The 22,472-nt window shown below is 56.5% G+C and carries 38 protein-coding genes; 12 read left to right on the top strand and 26 right to left on the bottom strand.

All coding sequences use genetic code 11. The features are described 5' to 3' along the window. Positions 1 to 139: 139 nt before the first annotated feature. The 25 genes from ACESMW_RS10465 to ACESMW_RS10345 form a co-directional block, all read right to left on the bottom strand. On the bottom strand, positions 140 to 1,420 hold the full coding sequence (locus ACESMW_RS10465) for an Arm DNA-binding domain-containing protein (RefSeq protein WP_372986988.1): 1,281 nt from the start codon (positions 1,418 to 1,420) through the stop codon (positions 140 to 142). Next, positions 1,417 to 1,635 carry a DNA-binding protein gene (locus tag ACESMW_RS10460; RefSeq protein ID WP_372986987.1) on the bottom strand — a complete coding sequence of 73 codons (219 nt, stop codon included), beginning with the start codon at positions 1,633 to 1,635 and terminating at the stop codon, positions 1,417 to 1,419. Before ACESMW_RS10460 ends, ACESMW_RS10465 begins: the two co-directional genes overlap by 4 nt. 13 nt (positions 1,636 to 1,648) lie before the next feature. Continuing rightward, on the bottom strand, positions 1,649 to 2,089 hold the full coding sequence (locus ACESMW_RS10455; protein ID WP_372986986.1) for a hypothetical protein: 441 nt from the start codon (positions 2,087 to 2,089) through the stop codon (positions 1,649 to 1,651). Further along, a complete protein-coding gene (locus ACESMW_RS10450) occupies positions 2,086 to 2,460 on the bottom strand; it encodes a hypothetical protein (RefSeq protein WP_372986985.1) in 375 nt (124 codons plus the stop codon). Before ACESMW_RS10450 ends, ACESMW_RS10455 begins: the two co-directional genes overlap by 4 nt. Then, positions 2,453 to 2,722, bottom strand: a complete 270-nt coding sequence (locus ACESMW_RS10445) for a hypothetical protein (RefSeq protein WP_372986984.1) — start codon at positions 2,720 to 2,722, stop codon at positions 2,453 to 2,455. Before ACESMW_RS10445 ends, ACESMW_RS10450 begins: the two co-directional genes overlap by 8 nt. Further along, positions 2,722 to 3,651: a hypothetical protein gene (locus ACESMW_RS10440; RefSeq protein WP_372986983.1), complete on the bottom strand. Its 930-nt coding sequence runs from the start codon at positions 3,649 to 3,651 to the stop codon at positions 2,722 to 2,724. The genes ACESMW_RS10445 and ACESMW_RS10440 overlap by 1 nt, the downstream gene beginning before the upstream one ends. Then, positions 3,651 to 4,148: a hypothetical protein gene (locus tag ACESMW_RS10435; protein ID WP_219495804.1), complete on the bottom strand. Its 498-nt coding sequence runs from the start codon at positions 4,146 to 4,148 to the stop codon at positions 3,651 to 3,653. Before ACESMW_RS10435 ends, ACESMW_RS10440 begins: the two co-directional genes overlap by 1 nt. Beyond that, positions 4,145 to 4,813 (bottom strand): hypothetical protein, encoded by a 669-nt coding sequence (locus tag ACESMW_RS10430; RefSeq protein WP_372986982.1) that lies wholly within the window; start codon positions 4,811 to 4,813, stop codon positions 4,145 to 4,147. Before ACESMW_RS10430 ends, ACESMW_RS10435 begins: the two co-directional genes overlap by 4 nt. Beyond that, the gene (locus tag ACESMW_RS10425) at positions 4,810 to 5,262 is read right to left on the bottom strand and encodes a hypothetical protein (protein ID WP_372986981.1); all 453 of its coding nucleotides are present in this window, start codon (positions 5,260 to 5,262) and stop codon (positions 4,810 to 4,812) included. The genes ACESMW_RS10430 and ACESMW_RS10425 overlap by 4 nt, the downstream gene beginning before the upstream one ends. After that, on the bottom strand, positions 5,259 to 6,305 hold the full coding sequence (locus tag ACESMW_RS10420) for a DUF5131 family protein (RefSeq protein ID WP_372986980.1): 1,047 nt from the start codon (positions 6,303 to 6,305) through the stop codon (positions 5,259 to 5,261). The genes ACESMW_RS10425 and ACESMW_RS10420 overlap by 4 nt, the downstream gene beginning before the upstream one ends. Continuing rightward, entirely contained in the window at positions 6,283 to 6,624 is a 342-nt protein-coding gene (locus tag ACESMW_RS10415) for a hypothetical protein (protein ID WP_372986979.1), read from the bottom strand. The genes ACESMW_RS10420 and ACESMW_RS10415 overlap by 23 nt, the downstream gene beginning before the upstream one ends. 2 nt (positions 6,625 to 6,626) lie before the next feature. Next, entirely contained in the window at positions 6,627 to 7,022 is a 396-nt protein-coding gene (locus ACESMW_RS10410) for a hypothetical protein (protein WP_372986977.1), read from the bottom strand. A gap of 17 nt (positions 7,023 to 7,039) precedes the next feature. Then, positions 7,040 to 7,612: an exonuclease domain-containing protein gene (locus ACESMW_RS10405; RefSeq protein WP_372986976.1), complete on the bottom strand. Its 573-nt coding sequence runs from the start codon at positions 7,610 to 7,612 to the stop codon at positions 7,040 to 7,042. A gap of 2 nt (positions 7,613 to 7,614) precedes the next feature. Further along, entirely contained in the window at positions 7,615 to 8,010 is a 396-nt protein-coding gene (locus tag ACESMW_RS10400; protein WP_372986974.1) for a helix-turn-helix transcriptional regulator, read from the bottom strand. Positions 8,011 to 8,087: 77 nt separating this feature from the next. Beyond that, positions 8,088 to 8,951, bottom strand: a complete 864-nt coding sequence (locus ACESMW_RS10395; protein WP_372986972.1) for a DUF2303 family protein — start codon at positions 8,949 to 8,951, stop codon at positions 8,088 to 8,090. Positions 8,952 to 8,954: 3 nt separating this feature from the next. After that, positions 8,955 to 9,314 carry a hypothetical protein gene (locus ACESMW_RS10390; RefSeq protein ID WP_372986971.1) on the bottom strand — a complete coding sequence of 120 codons (360 nt, stop codon included), beginning with the start codon at positions 9,312 to 9,314 and terminating at the stop codon, positions 8,955 to 8,957. Next, positions 9,311 to 9,556: a hypothetical protein gene (locus tag ACESMW_RS10385; RefSeq protein WP_372986970.1), complete on the bottom strand. Its 246-nt coding sequence runs from the start codon at positions 9,554 to 9,556 to the stop codon at positions 9,311 to 9,313. The genes ACESMW_RS10390 and ACESMW_RS10385 overlap by 4 nt, the downstream gene beginning before the upstream one ends. After that, on the bottom strand, positions 9,556 to 9,867 hold the full coding sequence (locus ACESMW_RS10380) for a hypothetical protein (protein ID WP_372986968.1): 312 nt from the start codon (positions 9,865 to 9,867) through the stop codon (positions 9,556 to 9,558). The genes ACESMW_RS10385 and ACESMW_RS10380 overlap by 1 nt, the downstream gene beginning before the upstream one ends. Continuing rightward, positions 9,864 to 10,205 carry a hypothetical protein gene (locus tag ACESMW_RS10375; RefSeq protein ID WP_372986967.1) on the bottom strand — a complete coding sequence of 114 codons (342 nt, stop codon included), beginning with the start codon at positions 10,203 to 10,205 and terminating at the stop codon, positions 9,864 to 9,866. The genes ACESMW_RS10380 and ACESMW_RS10375 overlap by 4 nt, the downstream gene beginning before the upstream one ends. Before the next feature lie 116 nt (positions 10,206 to 10,321). After that, positions 10,322 to 10,504 (bottom strand): hypothetical protein, encoded by a 183-nt coding sequence (locus tag ACESMW_RS10370; protein ID WP_372986966.1) that lies wholly within the window; start codon positions 10,502 to 10,504, stop codon positions 10,322 to 10,324. Between the two features lie 10 nt (positions 10,505 to 10,514). Continuing rightward, positions 10,515 to 10,763, bottom strand: a complete 249-nt coding sequence (locus ACESMW_RS10365; protein WP_372986965.1) for a hypothetical protein — start codon at positions 10,761 to 10,763, stop codon at positions 10,515 to 10,517. After that, positions 10,763 to 11,065, bottom strand: a complete 303-nt coding sequence (locus ACESMW_RS10360; protein ID WP_372986964.1) for a phage antirepressor KilAC domain-containing protein — start codon at positions 11,063 to 11,065, stop codon at positions 10,763 to 10,765. Before ACESMW_RS10360 ends, ACESMW_RS10365 begins: the two co-directional genes overlap by 1 nt. Continuing rightward, entirely contained in the window at positions 11,062 to 11,508 is a 447-nt protein-coding gene (locus tag ACESMW_RS10355; RefSeq protein ID WP_372986963.1) for a helix-turn-helix transcriptional regulator, read from the bottom strand. Before ACESMW_RS10355 ends, ACESMW_RS10360 begins: the two co-directional genes overlap by 4 nt. 92 nt (positions 11,509 to 11,600) lie before the next feature. Next, entirely contained in the window at positions 11,601 to 12,401 is an 801-nt protein-coding gene (locus ACESMW_RS10350) for a hypothetical protein (protein ID WP_372986962.1), read from the bottom strand. A 26-nt stretch (positions 12,402 to 12,427) separates the two neighbouring features. Continuing rightward, positions 12,428 to 12,844, bottom strand: coding sequence for a hypothetical protein (locus ACESMW_RS10345; protein WP_372986961.1), 417 nt, complete (start codon positions 12,842 to 12,844; stop codon positions 12,428 to 12,430). Positions 12,845 to 12,931: 87 nt separating this feature from the next. Here ACESMW_RS10345 and ACESMW_RS10340 point away from each other — a divergent pair, with 87 nt between their 5' ends. From ACESMW_RS10340 to ACESMW_RS10305, 8 genes are all read left to right on the top strand, one after another. After that, positions 12,932 to 13,168, top strand: a complete 237-nt coding sequence (locus tag ACESMW_RS10340) for a YdaS family helix-turn-helix protein (protein ID WP_014577335.1) — start codon at positions 12,932 to 12,934, stop codon at positions 13,166 to 13,168. A gap of 66 nt (positions 13,169 to 13,234) precedes the next feature. Next, a complete protein-coding gene (locus ACESMW_RS10335; RefSeq protein ID WP_372986960.1) occupies positions 13,235 to 14,131 on the top strand; it encodes a toprim domain-containing protein in 897 nt (298 codons plus the stop codon). After that, complete coding sequence (locus ACESMW_RS10330; protein ID WP_372986958.1) at positions 14,118 to 15,731, top strand: DUF5906 domain-containing protein; 1,614 nt, start codon at positions 14,118 to 14,120, stop codon at positions 15,729 to 15,731. Before ACESMW_RS10335 ends, ACESMW_RS10330 begins: the two co-directional genes overlap by 14 nt. A 329-nt stretch (positions 15,732 to 16,060) precedes the next feature. Continuing rightward, the gene (locus ACESMW_RS10325) at positions 16,061 to 16,381 is read left to right on the top strand and encodes an antiterminator Q family protein (RefSeq protein ID WP_372986956.1); all 321 of its coding nucleotides are present in this window, start codon (positions 16,061 to 16,063) and stop codon (positions 16,379 to 16,381) included. A gap of 260 nt (positions 16,382 to 16,641) precedes the next feature. Further along, positions 16,642 to 17,025 carry a M15 family metallopeptidase gene (locus tag ACESMW_RS10320; RefSeq protein WP_372986955.1) on the top strand — a complete coding sequence of 128 codons (384 nt, stop codon included), beginning with the start codon at positions 16,642 to 16,644 and terminating at the stop codon, positions 17,023 to 17,025. Positions 17,026 to 17,037: 12 nt separating this feature from the next. After that, entirely contained in the window at positions 17,038 to 17,418 is a 381-nt protein-coding gene (locus tag ACESMW_RS10315) for a hypothetical protein (RefSeq protein ID WP_372986953.1), read from the top strand. Then, on the top strand, positions 17,418 to 17,663 hold the full coding sequence (locus ACESMW_RS10310; RefSeq protein WP_372986952.1) for a hypothetical protein: 246 nt from the start codon (positions 17,418 to 17,420) through the stop codon (positions 17,661 to 17,663). Before ACESMW_RS10315 ends, ACESMW_RS10310 begins: the two co-directional genes overlap by 1 nt. Further along, on the top strand, positions 17,660 to 18,130 hold the full coding sequence (locus ACESMW_RS10305) for a hypothetical protein (RefSeq protein WP_372986951.1): 471 nt from the start codon (positions 17,660 to 17,662) through the stop codon (positions 18,128 to 18,130). Before ACESMW_RS10310 ends, ACESMW_RS10305 begins: the two co-directional genes overlap by 4 nt. 115 nt (positions 18,131 to 18,245) lie before the next feature. Here ACESMW_RS10305 and ACESMW_RS10300 read toward each other — a convergent pair whose 3' ends face one another. Next, entirely contained in the window at positions 18,246 to 18,773 is a 528-nt protein-coding gene (locus tag ACESMW_RS10300) for a hypothetical protein (RefSeq protein WP_372986950.1), read from the bottom strand. A gap of 143 nt (positions 18,774 to 18,916) precedes the next feature. Between ACESMW_RS10300 and ACESMW_RS10295 the strand changes: the two genes are divergently transcribed. Genes ACESMW_RS10295 through ACESMW_RS10280 form a run of 4 tightly spaced genes read left to right on the top strand, consistent with a single transcriptional unit; the run spans position 18,917 to position 22,383 of the window. After that, positions 18,917 to 19,843 carry a hypothetical protein gene (locus ACESMW_RS10295; RefSeq protein ID WP_372986948.1) on the top strand — a complete coding sequence of 309 codons (927 nt, stop codon included), beginning with the start codon at positions 18,917 to 18,919 and terminating at the stop codon, positions 19,841 to 19,843. A gap of 1 nt (position 19,844) precedes the next feature. Beyond that, positions 19,845 to 20,966, top strand: coding sequence for a hypothetical protein (locus ACESMW_RS10290; RefSeq protein WP_372986946.1), 1,122 nt, complete (start codon positions 19,845 to 19,847; stop codon positions 20,964 to 20,966). Further along, positions 20,966 to 22,027 (top strand): Ig-like domain-containing protein, encoded by a 1,062-nt coding sequence (locus ACESMW_RS10285; RefSeq protein ID WP_372986944.1) that lies wholly within the window; start codon positions 20,966 to 20,968, stop codon positions 22,025 to 22,027. Before ACESMW_RS10290 ends, ACESMW_RS10285 begins: the two co-directional genes overlap by 1 nt. 5 nt (positions 22,028 to 22,032) lie before the next feature. After that, entirely contained in the window at positions 22,033 to 22,383 is a 351-nt protein-coding gene (locus ACESMW_RS10280; RefSeq protein WP_372986942.1) for a hypothetical protein, read from the top strand. Positions 22,384 to 22,472 lie beyond the last annotated feature (89 nt).

Raw genomic sequence — 22,472 nt, 5'->3', positions numbered from 1 at the left:
CGCTTATGTCCGGTGGAATTTTCATAACAATCTGATTTTACAGCATTGTCCTTTTATGTCCTGCTGTGTATGGGGGTTCGAATCCCTCCCTCTCCGCCATACCAGAGCCCTGATTTTCTTATAGAAAGTCGGGGCTTTTTTATTTTTGGGGCAAAATTGGGGCAGAATCCGGGGTTTTTTGTCCGCCTTTGTCCGTGTCATAGCCGAGCATTTTCGACACCTGGTCTGCCATATTTGGCGTGTCGGTGTGAATCCAGCGGCCATAGTGCTTTTTCACCATTGTGGTGTCGGTATGGCCCAGCTGCCTGGCTACCCATTCCATGCTGACAAAGTTGGAAAGCATCTGGCTGGCGAAGGTGTGGCGGCATTGGTTCGGGCCGCGGTGCCGGACTTTTGCCCTGGACAGGTGGCCCTTGAACCAGCGGCGAAGGCTGGCATCGTTCCAGGCCAGATTGCTGAGGCCGTTCCGGAATACCAGGCGTAGCGTGTCATCTTTGATGGTTACGTTGTCCCGCTGTTTCACCTGAATAATCATAGGCGGGAGCATAAAGCTTGCTGCTTGTTGGCGCTTCAGCCAGTACTTTGCCGGCTCAATCAGCTCAACCCTGCGAACCCGAGCACGCTCTTTCGGCACCTTGAACTGGCCATCCACCCGCGCCCGGCGCACATGAATCACCCATTCCACCGTGTCCACATCATCCCATGATAGAGCGATCAGCTCGGAAACCGATAGGCCGCACCAGCAGGCGAACATGATCATGTTGATGTCTTGCTGTCGCATTGTTTTCACACCCTGGATGCGTTCGAGCTCTCTCAGCGTGAACGGATCGGCGTAGTCTTTGATTTCATCCCGCTCTGCGTTGGCGATTCTGTCCAGTGGGTTGGTGCGAATGATGCCGTCTTCAAAAGCCGTGGCCCACACACCGCGAATTACGGTGAAGGTATCGTTGACGGTTTTCGGGCTCAGTCCCCGCCCGAGAAGTTCTGCCTGGAAGAGTTCAATTTCAGACTTGGGAATATCTGCGATGCGACGGTGAGGCCATTTATCCAGAACCGATTGGGCCTTTGACTTGTAGCCCCGGTAGGTGCTGGTGGCCTTTCGTTTCTGTTGAACAGCCAGCCACTCTTTCACGCCATCGGTAACAAGGCGACCCATATCTGGACCGCCCCAGCCTGAGAACCTGGCGGCATTCTTTGAATTGGGAAAGTGGGTGGCGTAATCAAATCGGCCCTCTTTGATCTCAGTAAGGATCAGCCGGCGCTTGTTCTCGGCGTAGGCGATGTTGGCCTTTGAGATTTTGGCCACACCTGGCACCGGTTCTCGGCACCGCTTGCCAGCGAAAGTGAACGATATCCGTATCTGTTTGCCATGGATCTCAACGCCCCTCGGCAATTTTTCGAGCCCTTTGGGTAGTGTCACATTTTGCCCTCAAACCAATTTTCGATCTCTGAGGGGTTGTATACGACGCGGCGGAGGGGGTCAAACCGCCAATGCTTGTCTTCCAGCCACACACCGCGTTCCCGGTACTTGCGGGCCATCTCTGGTGTGATGCCGAAGATAGGCATTAACAGGCGATCGCGCACCCACTTGCCGCGTTGAACGGGCATCTGTTCGATTTTCTCTGCAGCGCTCATGATTGGTTCCTCGCTACTTGCGAATTACAGGCAGGCCTTTCAGGCACTGGTGGTCTGGGCCCATGTCGAAGGGGCACTGGCAGTCTGGGTAGGTGCAGGTTTCTTCCTTGCCTTCCCGCCTGTTGCCTTTGATATCCAGTACTCGGTTCAGCTCATCCCAGATGCTGGCACTAAGGTTCACTACCTTCTGGCCGCTGCCGTCCCAGTCTGGTTCTGCTCGGAGCATGAGATCGCGTCGGACATCGGTGGCGACCTTCTCCAGTTCGGTGATTCGCTGCCGTAGTTTCCGGTTCTCGGATAAAAGCTCGGCGGATATCGCTGGATTCATTAATGCCGCTGAAGGACTGTCTTCCGGATACGGGTTGCACATGAGGCACCGATCCGTTTTCAGGTTCTTCCACTGCATTGGATGGCCGCAGGTGGGGCAGTCTTTTTCATTGGTAGATGCACTCATCTTGTAAGTCCTCTTTTCACCGATTGAGCTGCCCGCCTGGCTGCAATTCCGCGTGTGGTAATGGTCCATCGGTGGCCGCAATTATATTCGCGCTCGACAATCAGATCGGCTTCTTCGCACTTCCTGATTGCGGCCAACACTCGGGCCTCACTCCAGCTGCTTTTCGGGAGTTTGTCCGGGTGGGTGAAGACGCTGTGATACCTATGGCTGAGGCCAAAGAAATCCTGTGCAATGTCGTAGCCCCGGTAGTTGGTGAACAGCTGGAGCAGGACAGACATATCGGTTGTCAGCACAACGTCTTCGCCGAAAAGGGCGCTCTGTTTCATGTGGCCGCTGGCGTAAACCGACTGGGTCTGACATTGCTCAGCCATTGTCTGAGTCCTCGTGATCATCAACTCTCATGCCAGCTCTTTGTGGTAGATCTTTTTCATCTTCTTGCATTGCCTCGAAGAGCTCGTGTAATGCCATGACGGTTCTTCGGGATTGGCTGCCAGACATGCAGAACTGCACGCCTTTTGAGTAGATACCTCCTTCGGGTATTACCGAAACAATCACATCACCATCATCTTCAACGAAGAGCTGCAGAGCTTTTCCATCTCGCATATCGCAGATTCTTGCTATTGCTTTGGCCATCACTCGGCTCCCCTATCGGCTGGCGCTGATGGTCTTTCTGGGTAGACTCCAGGGAGCGGGCTCATCGACGGCTTTCGCTTCTGCTTTTCCCGGATGCGCTCCACCATTTCCGGCTGGGTGATTCGTGAAAGCTCGGCTTCGGCAGCGGCCTGGCCATCGATGTCCTGAGCCAGGCAGAGGGCAGCGAGAGTTACGTGTACACCGCCGACTTCCTGAGACTTCTCGCCAGCGGGTCTGCCGAACACATAGTCAACCAGCTTGTGGGCTTCGTCAGCGGTGCAATCGCATGCTTGGACCAGTTCCAGAGCCTCTTCCAGAAACCGGTGATTCCGCTCTTCCTTGTCCCGGGCAATCATTTCGCCGAAACATTCGAGCAGCCAAGGTGCAGCGCGATCTTGGAAGGGCTCCGCTTCGGATGTGTTGGTTGGTGCAGCACAGAGAGCGGCCCTGAACGCCTCAACATCGAGGTTCCTGGGAGGGCCTTCCGGCAGTGGTTCTGCTGGAAAATTGGTTCCATGGACGTTGTAAGCCAGAACCATTTCAGGAGTAGGCCAGCCAACCGGAATCTTGCTTTGGGGCTTGGCTGGGCGGTCTGTTTCCAGCTTTCTCGACAGCCAGCGGATCCGTTCTTTTGCGGCGGTCAGGTTCCCAATGTTTGGGTAGAGGTAAACTTCGTTGGCGAGCTCGTCATCTGTCATATCGCCTTTGCACAATGAAGCCCGCTCACCTTCGTACTTGCCGTCGTGAGGGTCGGGCTCTCCTGCTTCCCGCCAACGGGCCGCCGGTGTTTGGTCTGGTGCCTGTTGTGCGACGGCAGCCTCAGCCCTCAACCAATCCTGAATCACCCGAAGCTTGCGGATCGATCCCAGTGCCAGGTCTTCCACCCGGAGCACAGTCTCCAGATCCTGCCGTGCTGTTTTGTTGTCCATCACAGGGCCTCCAGTTCCAGGTCTGGGTTGAAGGCGTAGCGGTCCATGGCGACTTCGCGGATGATCCCTTCCTTTGCCAGCTTCTTGCAGCGGTGGGCGCTGATGGTTCGGCCGTTGCGGAAGTCTTTGTCTGGCAGGCCTTCGATGGCGGCGCGGCGCACTTTGGTGTGGATGCGCAGGTGGGCGCCGTCCTGCAGGGCGCTGATGATGTCCTTCATGGCCTTGTCGTCTTGCCGGCGGCTGCTGGCTGAGGGGGATTCGCCGGCGTCGTTTACTTCGGTTCGGTATGTCATGGCTTTCTCCTGTTTGAGGTTGGCGGCTCGGATGTGGGGGATGAAGCGCCTGACGAGGTTGATCTCGGCCCAGACCGCCATGCGCACTTTGTGGCACCAGCGGAACACCGGGCCGGGAACAACGCGGCCCTGGTTGGCTTCGCCGAATAGTTGCTTGGCGATGCGGTAGGCTTTTAGGAGTCGGTTGAGGCGGGCGGTGATCATGAGGTGGCCTCCTGGGGGATTCGTTTGAATTCGATTACCCATACCCAGGGGTTGGCTTCCCATGAATCGGGGCCGTTGATGGATTGCCACAGAAACTGAAACGCCCGGCGCGGCTTGTCGTACCATGCCAGTCCGGCACCGGCTGCTTCCTTCTCGCCAATCACACCCTCCGCCTTGGCATCTGCTTCGCTGATGTCCTGCAAGCGCTCCACCCGAACATTGGTGATCTCCAGCGTGATCCGGCTAGCCCAGCGGGGCATGTGGATGGAGGGCTTCCACCGACCCTCGGCGCCAGACTCCAGATCGGGTGCCCAGTTCGCATATTTCAAACGCCCAAAGGTTGCTGCGAAATTCGAGGTAACGTCCTTTCGTTCTTTGTCAGCGCGATAGCAAATGCAAAGACCATCGTCATAAGAGGCGTCTGCCCATGTCTCGCGCACCCACAGCCGGTCACCTGGCTGGCCGTATGGGCAGACATCGCCAAGCATCGCGCCCGGGGTGTCGATTGAGACTTCTGTGTGCTTGCAGACCGCCTTCCATTTGGCTCGATATTGCGAATCGTAGTAGACGTTAGTCGCTACACGCCGTGTCTGAGTCTTCCGGCCTTCCAGAATGGCGCGGACCATTTCGCAATTGAGCAGGATCGGCCTGGTGTTCGTGCTCATGATGCAGCCTCCTGGTGTTCCATACGTGCCACCACTGAGTTGCACCAGCCTCCACACGGGCGTTTTCCTTCCGGATCTTCATGGCACACAAACAGGCCAGGCAGGCGCACGGCGGTGGTGAAGTCTCGGCGGGTGTGCAGTGACTGGCTGGCGTCTGTGCCTTTGCGGGCGGCACAGCCTTGGCATGTGGCTGGGTTGGTTGCAGCGATTGCCCGGATCTCTGACGGCTGCAGCTGTTTGAGCGGTCGCGTTTGATAGCTCAGGCAGCTGATGCCGGCACCGGGATCAGTTACCCAGCCGCCAGTGGGCCAATCTCCGCCATCCTTGCACTCAATCATCTGGTCGATCAGAGAGCAGCTGCTCATGCGGGCGCACTGGAAGCAGAGCATGGTGACTGCCTCTTCCCACTCGTCTGGCTGCGGGCGGTAGGGTTGGCGTTCGGTGGTCATTGGGCTGGCTCCGGGTATTCATCCCAGGTGCGGCCATCGAGCATGCGCCCGGCAGATTTCTTGCCGACTCGAATCGCCCCGTTCGGATCGAAGGGCCCCGTCATTTTTCTGTTCTGGTTGTCGGGAAGAAATTCACCCCACTGTTTGAACAGGAATGGAACCTCAGCGGCTTGGCATCGATCGCGGAGATATCGGGCCCACTCGGGGTGCATAGGTCTTGCACCTGGACCGGATTCCCCGCCAACAACCACCCAATCAAGCGCTGGCCGTATCCATCCATGACCATCTGCCACAGATTCAGCAAGCATCGCGGCCGCCATTGGATCCGTTTCACGTAAGCTGTGATCGCCACGAAAAAGAAAGTCGTCCAGGATAATCGGACCTAGCAAAGGCTCTGCACTGATCCACCGAACAGCAGCCGGAGTTTCGAGGAGCTGCGGTATGCGCAAGTTCGCGGTTGCTTGGTCTTCAACGCTCACACCAAGCCATACGTTATCCAGGGGCCAACACCCCTTGATGTCGACGGTTAAGCCCGCGCCATTATCAGGCAAAAGTTCGGATGCCTTTTGAGCAAGGAAGAAGGGAATCCAGTGATTGTTTCCAAGTTGGGTTCGCGCTTGAGGGTTGTCGAAGTCTTTGCGCTCCGGGTGCTCTTCGATCCACTGGAAGAATTCCAGCATTCGTTCTGGCCGCTTGGTTAGCACCTGGAAGGTATGCCAGGAGGCTGCGGCCATGATTCCGAAAATGCCAGCGATGGTTTCGAATGAGACAGCGGGGTGAAACAGATCGCTCATGCTGTTCACGAATATCATTCGCGGCTTGCTCCATCGGCATGGCTCATCGAGCTTGTGCTCGACCAGTTTCACCTCTCCATTCCACTGGCCGCCCTTGGCGATCAGGCCCTCATAGGGTTCACCTCGCCCCTTGAACCGGTTGGCTACGGTTTCCGCGTAGCAGTTGCGGCAGCCTTCGCTGACTCGGGAACAGCCACGGATCGGGTTCCAGGTGGATTCGGTCCACTCAATTCCGGTTTTCTGTCCCATGGGGGAGCTCTCCAATCTTGTTCAATGCCTTGCGCGCGGCCTTGAGCATGGCGGTCCGGTGCGCTTTTCTTTCGATGCGCTTGTGGTTCATCACCATCAGGCAGTGGACGATTTCCACAAGGGTGGTCTCCGGGTGATTGGCTACAGCGCAATCAAGCGTGGATGCACAGTCAGCTGCGCTGCTGCCGAGGTATTTGTTGAGATACCCCTCAGCCTGAGCAAATACCTGGGGCCCGGTAGGCTCTGGCTTGGGCTGCTGAATCTCGTCTTCGCGCAGGGCCTCTTCAAAGTCCTGACGGCTAATCTGTTCTGTGGTCACGCTCAGGCCCTCCGGCGCTCGTGCATGTCGCCCCACACATCGATGATTTCGATGATCTGTTCCTGGGTGAGGTAGCGTTCCAGGTGGTGGCCCGGGCCGAGTGTGGCCAGCAGGGCGATCGCGGCTTCGGTGTTGTCGATGTCGAGGCTGCAGATAACGTCGCGCAGGTTGGCCACGTAGTTGTTGTTCCAGAGGGAGAGCAGCAGGGCGCTGGCTGCGCGGCCTCCGCCGGTGTCGCCCCGGGCGATCTGGTAGAGCTTGGTGGCGGCGGCCTGGGGGTTGTTCTGGTAGCGCTGCTGTGACTCTGCCTGTTTCTGGCGCTGCCTGGCTTCGTATTCCTCTGCGGTGCAGCGGACGGTGACGTTGCCGTTGTAGATTGGGTCCTGAATCTGTTCCATGGTTTTGTTCTCCTGGTTCAGGCCGCTGCCGGGTGGTAGGCGGCCATGGCTTTGATCACGCCGAGGGTGGTGTGGCAATCGGTGAGGGCGCGGTGAGCGTTGCCGTCTACGGTGACTCCGCACTGGCGGGCGGCTTTGTCGAGCGATTGCCATTTCCAGTTTTCGCGGTAGTCGTCCCATTGGCCGTAAAACTTGGCGTAGGTTTTCATCGCGCAGTGCGGGTAAAGGGTTGGCGCGATGCAGCCGCGTTTCATGGCGCTCTGCTGGATGAGGCGGGCATCGTAGGATGAGTTGTACATCACCACGGTTTTGCCCTGGATGACGCACAGCAGCTCTGGCAGCACCTGGTCAAACGTAGGGGAATCGGCGGTCTCTGCCAGGGTGATGCCGTGCACGGCCTGTGCCGCTGGGTTGATCTCGCCGGCAGGGCGCACCAACGTATCCAGCAGGGTGTTGCCATGGCAGTTGATGACGCTGATCTCTACGATCTCGTCTGTCTCGGTAAGGCCGGTGGTCTCTGTGTCGATAATTACCGCGTTGTCGTGGAGCCAGAATCTGGCTAATTCAGCGGCGTGTTGTTTCAGGTCCATGATCAGTCCTCAAGATGGTTGGGGAATTTGTCTGTCAGTTTCTTCAGGCGCTGCGCTAACTGGCATTCGATACCTGAGTTCGCGTTCGTGTAGGCCGCAAAAGCTCGGCGAATTGAATGCAGCTCAAACAAAAGTTGATTCGCCTGCTTTCTCTGGCTGGAATCCAGCGCTGCATTAACCGTGGTCCACAGGTTTTGATCTGATTCCTCCAGTGCAGTCAGATCGCGGTGTTCAATTCGTGACTGAATCCATTCGTCAATGTCGGATTCCAGCCAACCAACTGCCCTTTCCGAGAGCTTCATAGGTCTCGGAAACTCACCTCGGTTGATCATTTCGTAGAGCGCTGTGGTCTTAAGGCCGACTCGTTCTGACACTTCTTGTCTTCGCAGAATTTTCATAAGTAACTTCCTCTGTGGCATCTGGCAGGGCTCTCGGCGAAAGCCCTCTCAGATGCGCCCCGTGGGGCGCGGTTGGTTTATTTGCCGGGGTTGAAGCTGCCCACGAAGGTTTTCACGGGGGTGTCTTCAAAGCCGGTGCGGAGTTTTTCTTCCAGTTCCTGGGCCATTTCCTCTTGGGCGGTTTCAAGGCGCACGATTCGGGCGCTGATCATGGGATTTTCGCTGGTGATCAGGCTGAGGCGTACGGTGAAAGTGCGTTCTTCAAGGCCCTGGTAGGGTTCGCAGGTGAATTTCAGGAAGCAGGGGAACTGGTCTTTGTTCCTGGCTTCCACTTCCGCCATGGCGCTCTGGTGGGTGCTGAGTGATCGGGTTTCGCTGGTGGCTTCTGCCTTGGTGCCGATGGTGATCCGGCGCACTGCTGAGACGGCTGCGGCTAGAGGGATGCTTTTGGTGCCATCCTCGGCGATTGCTTCCAGGTGGTCTTTCCAGTCTTCCAGCCATTCGGCGAGGTTCTTCTGGTCGAACTTGCGGCCGTTGGTTTCCAGCAGCTGCTTGAAGGCTTCGGTTTTCTCCAGATGGAGATTCGCGTGGTGGTCACCATGGCCCGGGTTTTCGGCATCACCCAGGTTGAAGAAGGTCTTTGCGCTCATGGTCGAGGGGCTGACAAAGCAGGGAAAATCCCCAGCCGCCGGCACCCATCCGTAGTCCTCGGTTGTGGCGGTCACGTACTCCACGAACTCAGCGATGAGGCTGGTGGTCATAGACCCGCGATACCGGCGTCGCTGTTCCAGGTACTGCTCCAGATCGTTGACGGTTACGCCCACGGGCAGGGCCGCCACCGTTCCATCGGTCTGTTCCTGGATGAAACGCTGGATGGTTTCGGCCTGGATGTTTCGCAGCACGGTGGCCAGCGTGTTGTTGAGTTCTTGTTCGAGACTCATGGATTACTCCTGATCCTGTGGGTTTGGCTCGCCGGTTTTGGTCAGCAGCTGGTGCTGGTCCTCCGGCCAGACGGTTATGCGGCCACCCTTATTCACGTGCATCACGCTTTCGGTGGTGTTCTTCTGGCGGTAGCTGCCGTTGGCTTCGGGCACTTCGTAATCGATGGTGTGTTTGATGCCAACGCGGTAGCTGTTGCCGATGCGTTCGATCTTGAACTTGAGGGTTACTTCGCCGGCCTTGTTGTGGTCGACCACTCCGGCGGCCACATCGCTCAAGGCGCGGGAGACCTTTTCGGCGAACACGCCACCGTCCAGATCGTTGATGAATTCGGGCAGGTCGGTGCCCCGGTTCTGGTTGCTCACTTTATGTTCTCCGGTTTCTGGGTGAGGTGTTGGCCAATGCGCTCTACCTCCCGGCCCACCAGTTGGTTGAGGCCCCGGCGGGTGGGGTAGTACTGCTCGGCATTCAGCAGTTCGTGGCACAGGTGCAGGCCCTGTAGGGGGTCAGCCGTGGCGGCTGTCTGGATCTCTATCCGGAGCTCCAGATCGGACAGGCGCATCAGCGCTGCCAGGTTGTGGGTTTTGGTCATGCAGGCGCGGGCCATCAGTGGGCCCTCCGCATCTGCGTGGCTTCGTTCACGAACGCGCGGCGGCGTAGGTCCTGGATGATTCGGCACAGGTCCTGATGGCTGATGTCCGGGCCGGTGGCTCCGGCGGCGTGGCGAATGTCTCGCAGCCAGCCGATGGCTTCGCCCTGCTGTTGGCCCTGTTTGGCGATCAGCCTGGTGGCGTGTTCCAGGTGCGCCACGGTGCGATCGAAGTGGACCACCAGTTCATTCAGTGCCTGGCTCTGCTCTTCGTAAGCCTGTTGCAGCTCCTCGAAGGTGAGCTCTGGTTGCTTGGCGGCGGTGTTCATGGGTGCTCTTCTCCCCAGGCGGCGATGATGGGTTCCATATCGCTTTGGGTGACCAGCTGCCGGAAGCTCACCTGGCAGGCGATGATGAAGTTCGCCAGGTGACGGCAGGCGTAGTTGAGTTCGCGATCGAAATAGCCCAGGTCATTCAGGTCCAGGGGGTACTGGTCTGGACTCCATAGGCTCAGCAAAAAACGACCGGCGCGGTTGGCGTCGGTGCCGTCCTGCATAGCGGCGGAGAACATGGTGTTCAGGGCACGATTGACAACAGGCGCTCGGGTGTTGAGATCCAGCCAGCGCAGGCGGCCGTCCAGGGCCGTGAGCTGTGAAGGTGTGCTCATGGAGCCGAACCCGGCGCTTGCGCCCTGCGAAGGGAATGCAGAGCCAGAGGGTTTCGCGCTTGTGTGTTGTGCCATCGGTGATGTCATCGTGGTGCGTCCTTTCAATGGTTGCGTGTTTAATCAGCCAGACCAGGAACAGGCTGAAGATGAGCAGTGCGGCGGTTGTAGCCATGGGGCACGTCCTCCGGTTGGGGTTTGCTGTTGGGCCCCGGGCGGTACTGCAGGCTTTTGCCAACGGCGGCCAGGGCCTGCTTGAGGTCCGCTACCGGGGTGTTGTCTGGGAAGTTCACGGTTGCCATGGCTGTTGCCTCACACGGTGCGCAGGGTGGCTTTGCCGCGCTGGATCAATGCGCGGATGGCGGCGGGGTCTCCGCTGTAAGCTGCGACGGTTCGCCGGGTGCGTGCCTCCGTTTCGGCCTGGTTGCCCTTCGGAAACAGGTTCACGTGGCTGGCGATGGCCTCTTTCATTTCTTCCGGCTTGCCGTTGAGCTTGCGTTGCCAGATGAGTTGCCAGCTGGCGAGTAGCTGTTGGGCTGTGGGGCGGTTTTCGGAATGCATTAGTGCGTTGCTCCTTCAGGGGCTGTGTTGTTGGAGGCTTCGGTGATTTCCACTTCGAACTGTTCTGCCAGCCAGCGGATGCCTTTGTCGGTGACTTGTGGCGTGGCGTAGGTTTTCGGGCCCAGCGTTGGGTGCTCGTAGGATTTGAGCTCGCTGGTGAACAGGCCCTGCTGCACGTAGCTGCGATAGGGCAGGTTGTTGTTGTCCAGCACCTTGCGGTGACGCAATGCCCGGTAAAGTTTTTGCGGCCCGAGGTTGAGCATGCGGGCGGCTTCGTAGAGTGGGGTGGTTTGCTGGCTCATGAATTGGCGCCCCCGTGGTTGGCCGGCAGGACTTCTTCCCAGCGCACGCGGTGCACGCCCTGGCTGCGGCTGCTGGCTGTTCTGAGGAATGAATCACTGGTGCCGGTGCCGGCGGTGATGCCGCTGATCACAATCAGCACGCCGGCAATGGCCTTGGCGGCGTTGTTCCTGGCGGCATCGGCGGCTTTACGGGTGGCGGCTGCGGCCTTGAGGTAACCCAAAGCGAAGGCGCGGGAGACGGCCAGGCAGCGGTTGTTGCACTGGAGTTTGTGCATTACCTGGCAGGTGAGCTTCTTGGCACCGGGTTCGCCGTGGCCGCGTAGCAGGCCGATGGCGAAGTTCTCTTTCCCTTCCGCCATCCAGGCAAGCGTTTCCAACTGGCTCTTCGTGAAGAGGTTGTCTTTGTTGCAGGCTGTGAATTCGGTGGCGGTGAAGGTGTCCATTTAGTTCGCCTTAATTAGATTAAGATTAAGGCAAACTTAACCCCGATTTAGGGGTTAGTCAAGTAGATTTATAAAAACTTAATCCGGTTTGGTTAAGCTTTTTCGAGGTCGGGTTTTATGGAGAGAATTGTGTCGACAAGATCTTCTGCTATCAGGTCGTCCAGCTTCTCGCCTTGCGCAAGGTGCTGCTGGATTGCCTGACGGATAACAGGGAGGGAAGGCTTCTTCAGGTCGTAATCTTCACGGAAATCCTTATCCTGAAGCTCTTCAATCAATTCAGAGTAGGCAAACCATTCGTCATTTTGCTCGTCAGTCAGATCATCCGAGCCGATCCTCTCTTCTGCCTCTGATGCAGTGAGTCCTTTTGGCACAGGGATGCCAAAATAGCGGTAGTACTCTTTCTGGATGGGGGTAGCTGGTCTGTTGATCCATTTCTTTGCTTTTTCCGGATCGCTTAGAAGGCGGTCAATCTCAATCGCGGCTATGGAGCTGTGCTTCAGTGCAAGGCCGGACACTTTGAAGAATTTCAGCATTTCAAATTGGCCAGGATCCGGCGGTTCACCCAGCCCGATCAGATCAGAAGCCTGACCTTTTGAAATCGGGCGGCCTGGTAGCTTAATACCGTCATCCTTCAGCCGCGCCAGTTGATGCTCGGTTACGGGGTCATGGTACCAGGCAGGCACCGCTACCTCTTTCTGTTCAATCCTTTTCCAGTGATCGTAGAGGATAGAATAGGGGTCTGGCTTTGGTTCGCGATCTGCGATTCGTTTGGCGGGCTTCCTGGTACTGCTGCGTGTGGTACTGGATCGTGACTTTTTTCGGCCTTTGCCTTTGGCTGATCCAAACACGGCTATCAGGACTGCAAGGATAATTAACACGGTGAGAAGGTCCATTTTCTGCTCCGTTTTTTTGGGATTGTTCAGCGCCGGTTGTTGAGTGCGTTGATGAAGCTGGTCAGGTGAGTGATCGCCTGATCGCTAAGGACTCTATTGGCGTGCGCTTTTCGTATGGCCTCAACCAGCTGCTCAACGTCGTCTGACTGTTCTGTGTCCCTCGCGTAGTAGACCTTGGTGTTTTCGGCCTTCATGTATTCGCTGCGGTTTTTGCTGACTGAGGCTATGCGCTTTGGTTCCTCGCCATCTTTGATCCAGAGATAGCGATAACCGCTGATTTCACTGAGGGCTATCAAGTTCTCTTTGCTGATCTGGCCGGTGCGTTTCCACCTGGCAACTGCCTGTTCAGATACATCGCAATACTCTGCGATGCGAACCTGTTTGGCGTCGCCGTCTTTGATGGCTTCGTTAAGCCGATTAAGAAAATCTTCATGTGTGCTCATGGCGCAAAAGTAAATTCTTACCTTGTCAATGCACAGCAACGGGGTTAAGCTCGACTTAATTAAATTAAGTTCTGCGAGACCGGAGCGATGCACCTCGACACGATCTTCGAAAAACTGAAAGCTCATCCCAACATAAAAACCAAGCGCAAAGTTGCTGAAATCTGTGGCATTTCTCCGCCTGCGTTGAACTATTGGAAGCGGGTCCCTTCCGAACACTGCATTGAACTGGAGCGGGCGTCAGATGGCGCGGTTACGCGTTACGAAATGCGGCCCGATGTGTTCGGTGTTGCCCCTGATCATTCCAAAGAACACTCAGTTGCATAAGTAACCAACAAGATACTGGATCGAGGGCTCTTTCCATGTCACCTTTTCACGATTGCGGAGGCCGCAATGGATATTGATGCGGTGCTCACCCAGATGCGCGATCTCGGCCTCCTGGTCGACTCCATCGATACCTCGGGCAAGCTGGTCCGGGTTCCTGTCACTTATCCCCGCCCCGACAAAGGCAAGAATAAATCCGGCTGGTATGTCGTTCACGAGTTCCGGTTGAACTCTGGTGGCATTGGCCTGGCGGGTGCCTTTGGCAATTACAAGGCTGATGAAAAGCGCAAGGTGGGTATGCCTGCCGGTTCGCTGACTGAAGAGGACAGGAAAGAGTACCAGCGCAAGCGAAAGCAGGCTCAGGAGAAGGCCCGCAAAGAGGCAGAGGCTGCGGCCAAAGCCTGTAAGGAGCGGGCACAGCGCATCTGGAGCAAGCTGCCACAGGAAGGGCCCAGCAAGTACCTGGCTGCCAAAGGTGTTGCTTCCTTCGGGCTTCGTTACAGCCGGGGTAGTGTGGTTGTCCCTGTTTACAAGCCCGTTGCCTGCGATGGCCCCCAGCTGTTCGCGTTGGACCTGGTGAGCCTGCAGTGGATTGCGGAGGATGGTGAGAAAACCTTCCTCACCGGCACGCCGAAAGAGGGTTCTTTTCACTGGCTTACCGAGATTCCCGAGGCAGAGTGCCCGGTTGTAATCGTGGAGGGCTACGCCACGGGTGCCAGCGTGCACATGGCCACCGGCCTGGCGGTTGCGGTGGCCTTTGATTCCGGCAACCTGGTGCCCGTGGCGAAAGTGCTTCGCCAGTTCTTCCCTACAGCCCGGATCTGTATAGCCGGGGATGAAGACAAAGAGACTGAGAAACGCATCGGCAAGAACCCGGGCCGGTTGAAGGCAGAAGAGGCGGCCAAGGCTGTGAACGGTGTTTGGGTGGTTCCGGAATTTGCGGAGGCTGCCGATGGCGTTGACTGACTTTAACGATCTGCATAAGGCGCAAGGGCTTGAAGCGGTTCGCCATCAGGTGATGGCTGCTATCGAGGCCGGGCCTGCCAGCAATGATTCCCCGGGGAATGAATCTCCCCTGGCCCCCTCTGATTCAGGGGGTGCGGGGGAGGGCGATAGCCTTCAGAAGGCCCTGCAACGTTATGCGTTGATCCATGGTGAAACGAAGGTCTATGACTCGCATCAGCAGAATGTGTACAAGCAGGCCGGGATGAAGGCCACCATGGGCAATGAGCTGTTCAATGCCTGGATGAAGCACCCGAACCGGCGAACGATGACCTGGGTGGAGGTGAACGGGCAGCAGCAGAAGGATGCCTCGAACGATCCTCTATTCCGGATGATTGAGCGGTTCGTTTACATCTATCCCACAAAGAATGCCTGGGATAAGCAGCGGCAGGATGTGGTACCGCTGGAGGCGCTGAAGGCCTACATGCCAAACGATTACACGCGCTGGATGGAACATCGCAGGCGGAAGGTGATCGACCAGGACAACATTGTTTTTGACCCTACCCAGCAGGCCGATACGGAAACCACCATCAATACCTTCACCGGTATTCCCCTGGTACCGGATGAGATGGCCAAGGCTGAGAAGTACCAGAAGTGTAAGGGCATCTTTGATCTGTTGTGCCACCTGTGCAACCACGATCAGGAAACCATCGATTGGGTGGTGAGGTGGCTGGCGTACCCGCTTCAGAACGTGGGTGCCAAGCTGGATACGGCACTGCTGTTCCATTCGGATGTGCACGGCAGTGGTAAATCGCTGTTCTTCGGCGAAGTGATGCGGATGATCTACGGGCGGTATGCAGCGATCCTTGGCCAGCATCAGCTGGAATCCCAGTACACGGATTGGCGTAGCCGGTTGTTGTATGCGGTTTTTGAGGAAGTGCTTTCCCGATCAGAGAAGCACAACCAGATGGGCACCATCAAGCACATGATCACGGGGCAGACCCAGCGCATTGAACGGAAGTTCGTGAGCGGCTGGGAGGAAGCCAACCACATGAACGGGGTGTTTCTCAGTAATGAGATCCAGCCGTTCCCGTTGGAGCCTTCTGATCGGCGCTTCCTGGTGGTTTGGCCCAAGGGCACGCTGAGTACGGAGCTGCAGAACCGAGTGTCTTTCGAGCTGGCCAACGGTGGGCCGGCGGCCTTCTACCAGCTGCTGCTGGATTATCCCTTGGGTGATTTTTCGCCCCATACCAAACCTCTGGACACGATTGCCAGGCAGCGTGTGATTGAGTTCAGCCTGCCGAACTTTGAGGTGTTCTTTCGGGACTGGGAAGCCGGAGACCTGGAAGCGCCTTTCATCAGCTGTACCACTCGGGATCTCTACCTGTATTACCGGCGCTGGTGTAACGAAACCGGCAACCGGCCGCTCACTGAGACGAAGCTGATTACGATCTTTTCAAGCCGGCTGGAGAAGTCCAGAGAGTGGTTCAAGATCAAGGGCGTGAAATACCAGTCCATGATGTTTGTGGTTAATGAACCCCCTCCAGAGAAGCCGAAAATGGATGTGCTGGGTAGTTGCGTGGAAGAGTTCCGGCGCAAGACCGCAAAAATGGAGTTGGACTGATGCCTGGGTTAACTGCGTGCAGAGATGTGCAGGGTATGTGCAGGGTTGAAAACCAACCCTGCACACGTTCAGGCCATGGGGCAGAACGGATGTGCAGGGTATGCAGGGTGTGCAGGGTTTCTCGCGCACGTGCGCGTGTGTAATACGTGCGTTGTGTGTGGGCCGGTAAGGCCCTAATAAAAAAATTCTCGCGCGTGAGGCAAATAACCATGCACACCCTGCACACCCTGCACATGCGTTGGGAGAGTAGGTCTAAACATGTGCAGGGTTGAAAACTAACCCTGCACATACCCTGCACATAATCAAAAAACCGGAAAATGGAGACAGCTATGCTGGATGAAACAAGGCGGAGACTGCAGGACTGGGGCATGTGGGTTCGCAGTGGTGGGGTTAACTCAGGCTATGCGGCGGTTCAGCTCACGGCTGGTGTGGGTGGCTGTACGGTGCCGGATGACGAGGCCCTGGCGGTGGACCGGGCGGTGGCCTGCCTGAAGAAGCGTGAGCCAGACCTGGGTAAGGTGGTGCTGGCCTACTACGTTCGGCGCTGGGACTATTCGATGATTGGCCTGGAAGTGAAAATGAGCCGGGAGAAGGTGCGGGTGCTCTTGCGCAGTGCGGAGGCCTGGGTGGATGGTCGGCTCTTCCAGTAAGCAGATTAAAAAATACTAAAGTAGATTGACTTTGTGCATGCACGAATATAGCCTGAATCACGTACAGTCGCAGAAGTATGGCTGAACACCAAAAGAGCCCTTAAAACCCGGTCAGCGATGGCCGGGTTTTTCTTTTGGGGTTTTGGTGGGTTTGGCCGGCTGCGGTTCTGATCATCGGAAGTGTCTCTACGGTCCAACATGCCGGGACCTTTGCCCGAGTTTTGTTGTCTCGGGCTGTTTTCCAATTCTGGGAGAGCGTTATGGGCTTCAAGCTGAGCAGCCGATCACTGGCCAGGCTTTCTGGCGTGCATAACGATCTCTTTTCTGTGGTTGAGCGGGCCATCCAGATCACTGATGTAGATTTCACGGTTCTGGAAGGTCTGCGTTCCAGGTCTCGCCAGAAGGAACTGTTCGACTCTGGCGCATCCACCACCATGAACAGCCGGCACCTGACTGGCCATGCGGTGGATCTGGGTGCCTGGGTTACCGGCGGTGTGCGCTGGGACTGGCCACTGTATTACAAGATCGCTGATGCGATGAAACAGGCCGCTGAGGAGCTTGGCGTGCCTATCGAGTGGGGCGGTGACTGGGATACTTTCAAGGATGGGCCTCATTTCCAGCTGCCCTGGTACCAATATCCATAACCCCGAGCCCAAATGACCCGGAATGATCGGATGCCTTTCAGCGCCATAGTCGACAGTTTTAGCCAGGGTGGCGGCGTTTGGGCCTTCATCGGTGGCCTGTTCATGACCCTGTGCTATGTGGTTGTTGGTCTGTTTGGGATCAACACCAAAGGCAAGATTGCCCGGGATGAGAACCTGGCCCAGCGGGAAAACGCATTGATTCAGCACCTGGTGGACGAAGTGAGCCGGCTGAATGAGCAGGTACGTGATCTGGATATTGCCCTGAAGGCCCAGGCCAATCAGCACGCCACAGAGCTTCGCCGGGAGAGGGAAGAGTGCAACGCCAAGATGGCAGCCCTGAAGGCAGAGCTGGAGCTGCTGAAGCGCCGAATGACCAGCGAGGAACAGCGGTAATGCCGGACGACAGCCACCCAGATCCGAACCGCTGGTGGAAACATCGGCGCCGTGGTTATTACGCGGGGATGTGGTGGGCCTTTTTGCAGACCTTTCTGTGGTCCGCGGTTGAGCTTTGGAAGCCCGGTACGTTGGTAGCTATGGCCGCTGTGATCGGCTGGTCTTACGGCGTGTGCGTAACGCTGATCGTGAGCTACTTCGGCAACAACATTGCCGAGGCCTGGGCAGGGAAGGTGAAGCAGTGATTCTGGAAGCCGCCAAGGCAAAGCTGGCGCCGTACCTGGTTCCGATTATCGGAACACTGGTGGTTGCTTTGCTTGGTGCCTTCTGGTGGCTCTGGAGCGATCGCGAGCAGCTGCTCAAGGAAAACAGCAACCTCACCCAGGCCATGGATCAGGCCAAGGTCACCAACCAGGAAAACCTCAACGAAATTGCTCGCCTCGAGGCAGACATTGCTTGGCGCGATCAGCAGGCTGTGATCCGCTCCGAGCGTGAGCGATCCCTTAACGACCAGCTGGCCGTTGCTGAGGCTGAGCTGAAGGAGCTGGTGAAAGATGCGCCTTGTAGTGGCCCTGAGTATGTGTGGCCTGATGCTGTTTATGACCGGATGCGGGCCGGCACAGTGGCTGACCCGAACCGAGTACGTGAAGCAACGCGTGCCAGCGGATTACCTGGTGCAGCGAACTCTGCCAGCTCCCCCCAGGCGGATTGATTGGTGCCCTGTGTGGGCTGAGCAACTGAAGAAAACGTTCCAGGCCTGCGAAGGCGACAAGGACGACATCCGGGCTTGGGATGAGCGCCCGGTTGATCATCAGGCGCAAGATTGATTAACGAAGCCTTCGCCTGATGCCGATAGCGGCCAGGCTGAGAGCCAGAAGGCTGAGCGTTAAAGGCTCTGTAACTTTGGACACATTTATATTTCTGGTACTGCTCCCAAATCCTGTTCCTTCAGGACTGTAGACATCAAGGATGTTGTAATACCAGCCGCCTGAAACGAGAGATCCAAAGAACCCTTGGTTGCCAACCATTTCAACATTTATGTCATAAAGACTAAGTGACCAGCCGTTATTAAGCGTCACGAAAGAGTGCCCAAGCCATTCATCGAAATAAGGGCTGTACGGGACTGGCCGATGCCCCTGGTATTGACCAAAAGCCTGACCGTCTTTGGTTACAGTCCAACCGAAGAAAGTCTCAGTCTCTGTATCCGCAAAGAATGTCGCTTCTAGCGTAAAGTCTGGCTCGGTCTGACCGGGGACGTACCCCCCATAAAGGCCATAGGCCTGCTCTATTTTGTAGATCGTTGCCTGGGCGCTGACTGAGATAGAGAAAAGCAAGGTTATCCATAAAATTTTCATTGTTATATCCCTTTTGAGTATGTCGGAAGTCAGCTAAAGCATGAGTTGTGCCACGCCTACTTGGGCGCGACTTTCCGTCACCTCCTACCTTAATCGGCACTGTATTTGTAAAAATTTCCGACACTATCCCGGAGCTAAACGTAATGGCTACCTCTGACTCGCCGCTAAATGTTCCGAATGTGACGCTGGCTGTGGCACGTCTCGAGCCAGGTGGTGGCGGAGTGTCACCGCCATCTGGAACTGACGACGGTACTGGGGCTGAGTTTTTCGAGGACTTTGAGGGGCTCACGGTTGGTGATGACATAACCAACACCGTCTTTGATTCGGGCTTTCAGGTTTACGCTGCTGATGATCAGGCAAGCGTCGGAACAAAATCGGCGCGTTTTGATAATAACGATGGCGGGAGCCAGACCGGAATTCAAAAAAACCTGTCTTCAATGCTAGGTCAAGGTGACGAGATATGGGTAAGACTTGATGCTCGATGGCAAGAAGGCTGGCTGTTCAATAACAATATCGGCTGGAAATTCATGCGGGTTCACACGCGCCCAGTTGGTCAATCGAATGCAGGATATGTGGATTGGTACAACTGTGGAGGCAGGAGAGACCAAGGGCTTGACTCTGTTGCGTGGTATCACCGCTCAGAGCCAGAAGCTGATTACGACATTAGAGCAGCCGGCAGCAGCAGGGCCGCCGACCAGATTATTCCCGGCGAATGGCATACCTACGAAATGTACGTCAAATTCGACACTGAAGGTGTTGATAATGGCGGAACTGCGCTAATTAGGTCATGGATTGATGGGGTTTTACTGGAAGAGGTCAGGGATATTGGCACTATGGCGGATGCCGCCCACGAGGTTGACAGAGTTCATATATGCACATTTTTTAATCCGCCAACCAGCGCCCCTTTTGAGTCCTTTGATCCGGTAACCGAGCAAACGGCAGCCAGTGCTGGCGCAGAAACAGGGTCGCCGCAGGCTCAGTCAATGTGGATTGACCGAATGATGATCAGAACCAATGCAAACCCTCCGGTCAACACCGATTCCGCCGGCAATCTCTGCATAGGGGTATAAGATGGCAATTATAGGAAGTTCGGCAGGATTAAATGCTACAGCCGATTTCACGCTGGCGAACGGGTCTACTCCCGGCAGGGCTCTGGTTGTGGTCGCGGTACAAGATCGAAACCCTCCCAACATTTCAGCAGCATCCTTCACCTATAAAGGCGTAACCCCTAGCGGCTCCATTGGGCCTTACGACGATCCGGGGTCTGCGGCTAGAGCACTTTTGCTGTACTGGTCTGATTCCGATCTGCCGGAAGACGCAGGGGCGTACTCTCTTGCATACACTGGCAGTTTTGGTGCAACGTTTGTGGCCCACGAGATCAGCGAGTGGGATGGCGTGACGCCTGAAGATGCATCGGCATCTTTGACTTCAGGCTGGAGCGCCCCAGTTAACCCGACTTTCAATACAAATGCAGGCGCGGCCCTGTTCATCGGTTACATTCAGACTGCCAACTGGGGGGCGACAATTGATGACGGCACCAGTGCCGATGCCGAGCAAATTGTCGATGCCGCAACAAATGATTACTTGCTGGGTCATGAGCAAGATGATTCTGGCGATCAGCAACTTATCATCGAAGACAACCTGCGAACTGAAAATGCGGTATATGTTGCTGTTGGGTTTAACGTTGGCGCATCAGGCGCGCAAGAAATCCGAAAATCTTCCACCTTCGACATAGAGACCACCCTCGGCACCATCACCACTGCCACCCTGAACGGCGTCAACGTGTTCGACCACATCAGCCAAGCCGGAACAACGGTGAGCTTTGCCGGTGCCGCTACCGATGAGATCACCACTTCTGGCGAATACGATCTGGTCCTTGGCGATGGCACAGGCACCGAGACGATTACGGTGCAGGTGAATGTGGTCGGAGTAGCACCAAGCAACAACCCGCTGCAAAAGGACGGTTCTGCTCTGGCCAGCCTAAGCAATGTGGAAGTGCGAGTCACCGATGGCGAGAACATCAACGGCGCTGAGCTGTACTACTCCGGCACAGCCACCACGGATGCATCGGGCAACCTTGGCAACATTGATCTATCCAGTACGGCAGCGGCAGACGCCGATCCGGTTCTGCTTCATCTGAGAACCGCAGCCGGTGACAGCATTATCGCCAGCGAGACAGTGGGGCTGATCTGATGGCTTATAACCTGGGGTCAGTTGGCACGGCTTATGATCTGGGGTATACCGGCACCTACACGGGCGGCGGGATCACCTATTCCTATGTGCTGACCAGCCACGGTGACGCCCACCCGAATAGCATTATGGCCAACGCCAACTTTGCCACCACTGGCACGGTTGAACTTGCAGTCATCTCAGATACCGATCAGGCCAAGGTCCAGATTGACTGGCAGGCCATTTCAGACGGTCAGCTCTGGCGGCAGGATGTGAATACGCTGGACGCGGTGACAGTGACGGCCAGCGGCGACACAACCACCACCTTCACTCTGGCCTGGCGCACCCCTAATTCCAGCACTGGCCAGTTCACCGGCACTCTGAACATTGACGGCACCGGAGCAATCACCCTGTCAGTGGACGTCCCTACGGCGGACAGCTACACCCCAGGCGACACTCTCAGCTTCACACCGAACTGGAATGAAACGGTCAACGTCACTGGAACGCCGGCCATTAACTTCACCATCGGCGGCTCAGCCAGGCAGGCCAATTACGCTTCAGGTGACGGGACAGCTGAAACCGTATTCAGCTATACCGTTCAATCAGGTGATGAAGGCGCAGTATCGGTTGGCACGCTGACTCTGGACGGCGGCACGATCAAGGACGCGGCTGGTAATGATGCGGATCTGACGCTGAACAGCATCGGTGACACCTCCGGCGTGCTGGTCGATGGAGTTTCTCCGGCAATCACCATCAATGCTCTGACCACACTTGATACCACCCCCATCGCCTCAGGCAGTGCAGGGGATGCATCCGCAATCACGCTTCAGGTTGAGGGTGTGGATGTCACTCATGGCTCAAGTTACACCCCGACCCTATCGAATGGCGCCTGGACTCAACAGCTGAATGAGCTCGCGCTTGGCACCTACACAATGACAGCGACAGGTGTTGACGATGCCGGCAACGAAAGTGTGGTGACAGCAACGCTAAAGGTGGTCGATGAAATCATCACCTCCCCCAGGGGTCTGTTCCAGCCTCTGTTCCGTTCACTGACTGGATCCGTTAACCAAACACTCTTCAGGTGACCACTATGCCTAAAACTCTTTCTCCCGATCAGAATGATCAGCAGTTCCAGCAGAACCGCACGATTCCCCGGCAGCGCTTCATCCATAAAGAAACAGTGACCAGTGCCACGGGTGAGTGGCTGTTCCTACCGGCTGGGGTTGGTGATGTCCTGGTGAGTGTGGCGCCAGCAGCTGGTACCGCCCGGGTTGAATACACTCAGGATGATGTGACTGCAGTCGAAGATGGGTCTGCAGAAGGAAAGCCCTGGTCTGAAGGCGATGTCAGCGGCTACACCGATTCGCTGATGGTGAACGCTGTAACTGCAATCCGTTGTGTTGCTGAAGATGGTGCCACGGAGTTCAAGGTCACAGCCTGATGGGCACGGGTCCTTCTGGCGGCTGGCTCCACTGAGGGGGCGCAGACTCGCGGTTTTTTCGCAGACTTGGCGCAACCTTGGCCTTCCTT

Origin of the sequence: Marinobacter sp., from assembly GCF_041690455.1 — a bacterium.
Taxonomy (GTDB): domain Bacteria; phylum Pseudomonadota; class Gammaproteobacteria; order Pseudomonadales; family Oleiphilaceae; genus Marinobacter.
Note: the sequence above shows the minus strand (reverse complement) of the source record. Positions and strands in the feature narration are given on the sequence as shown.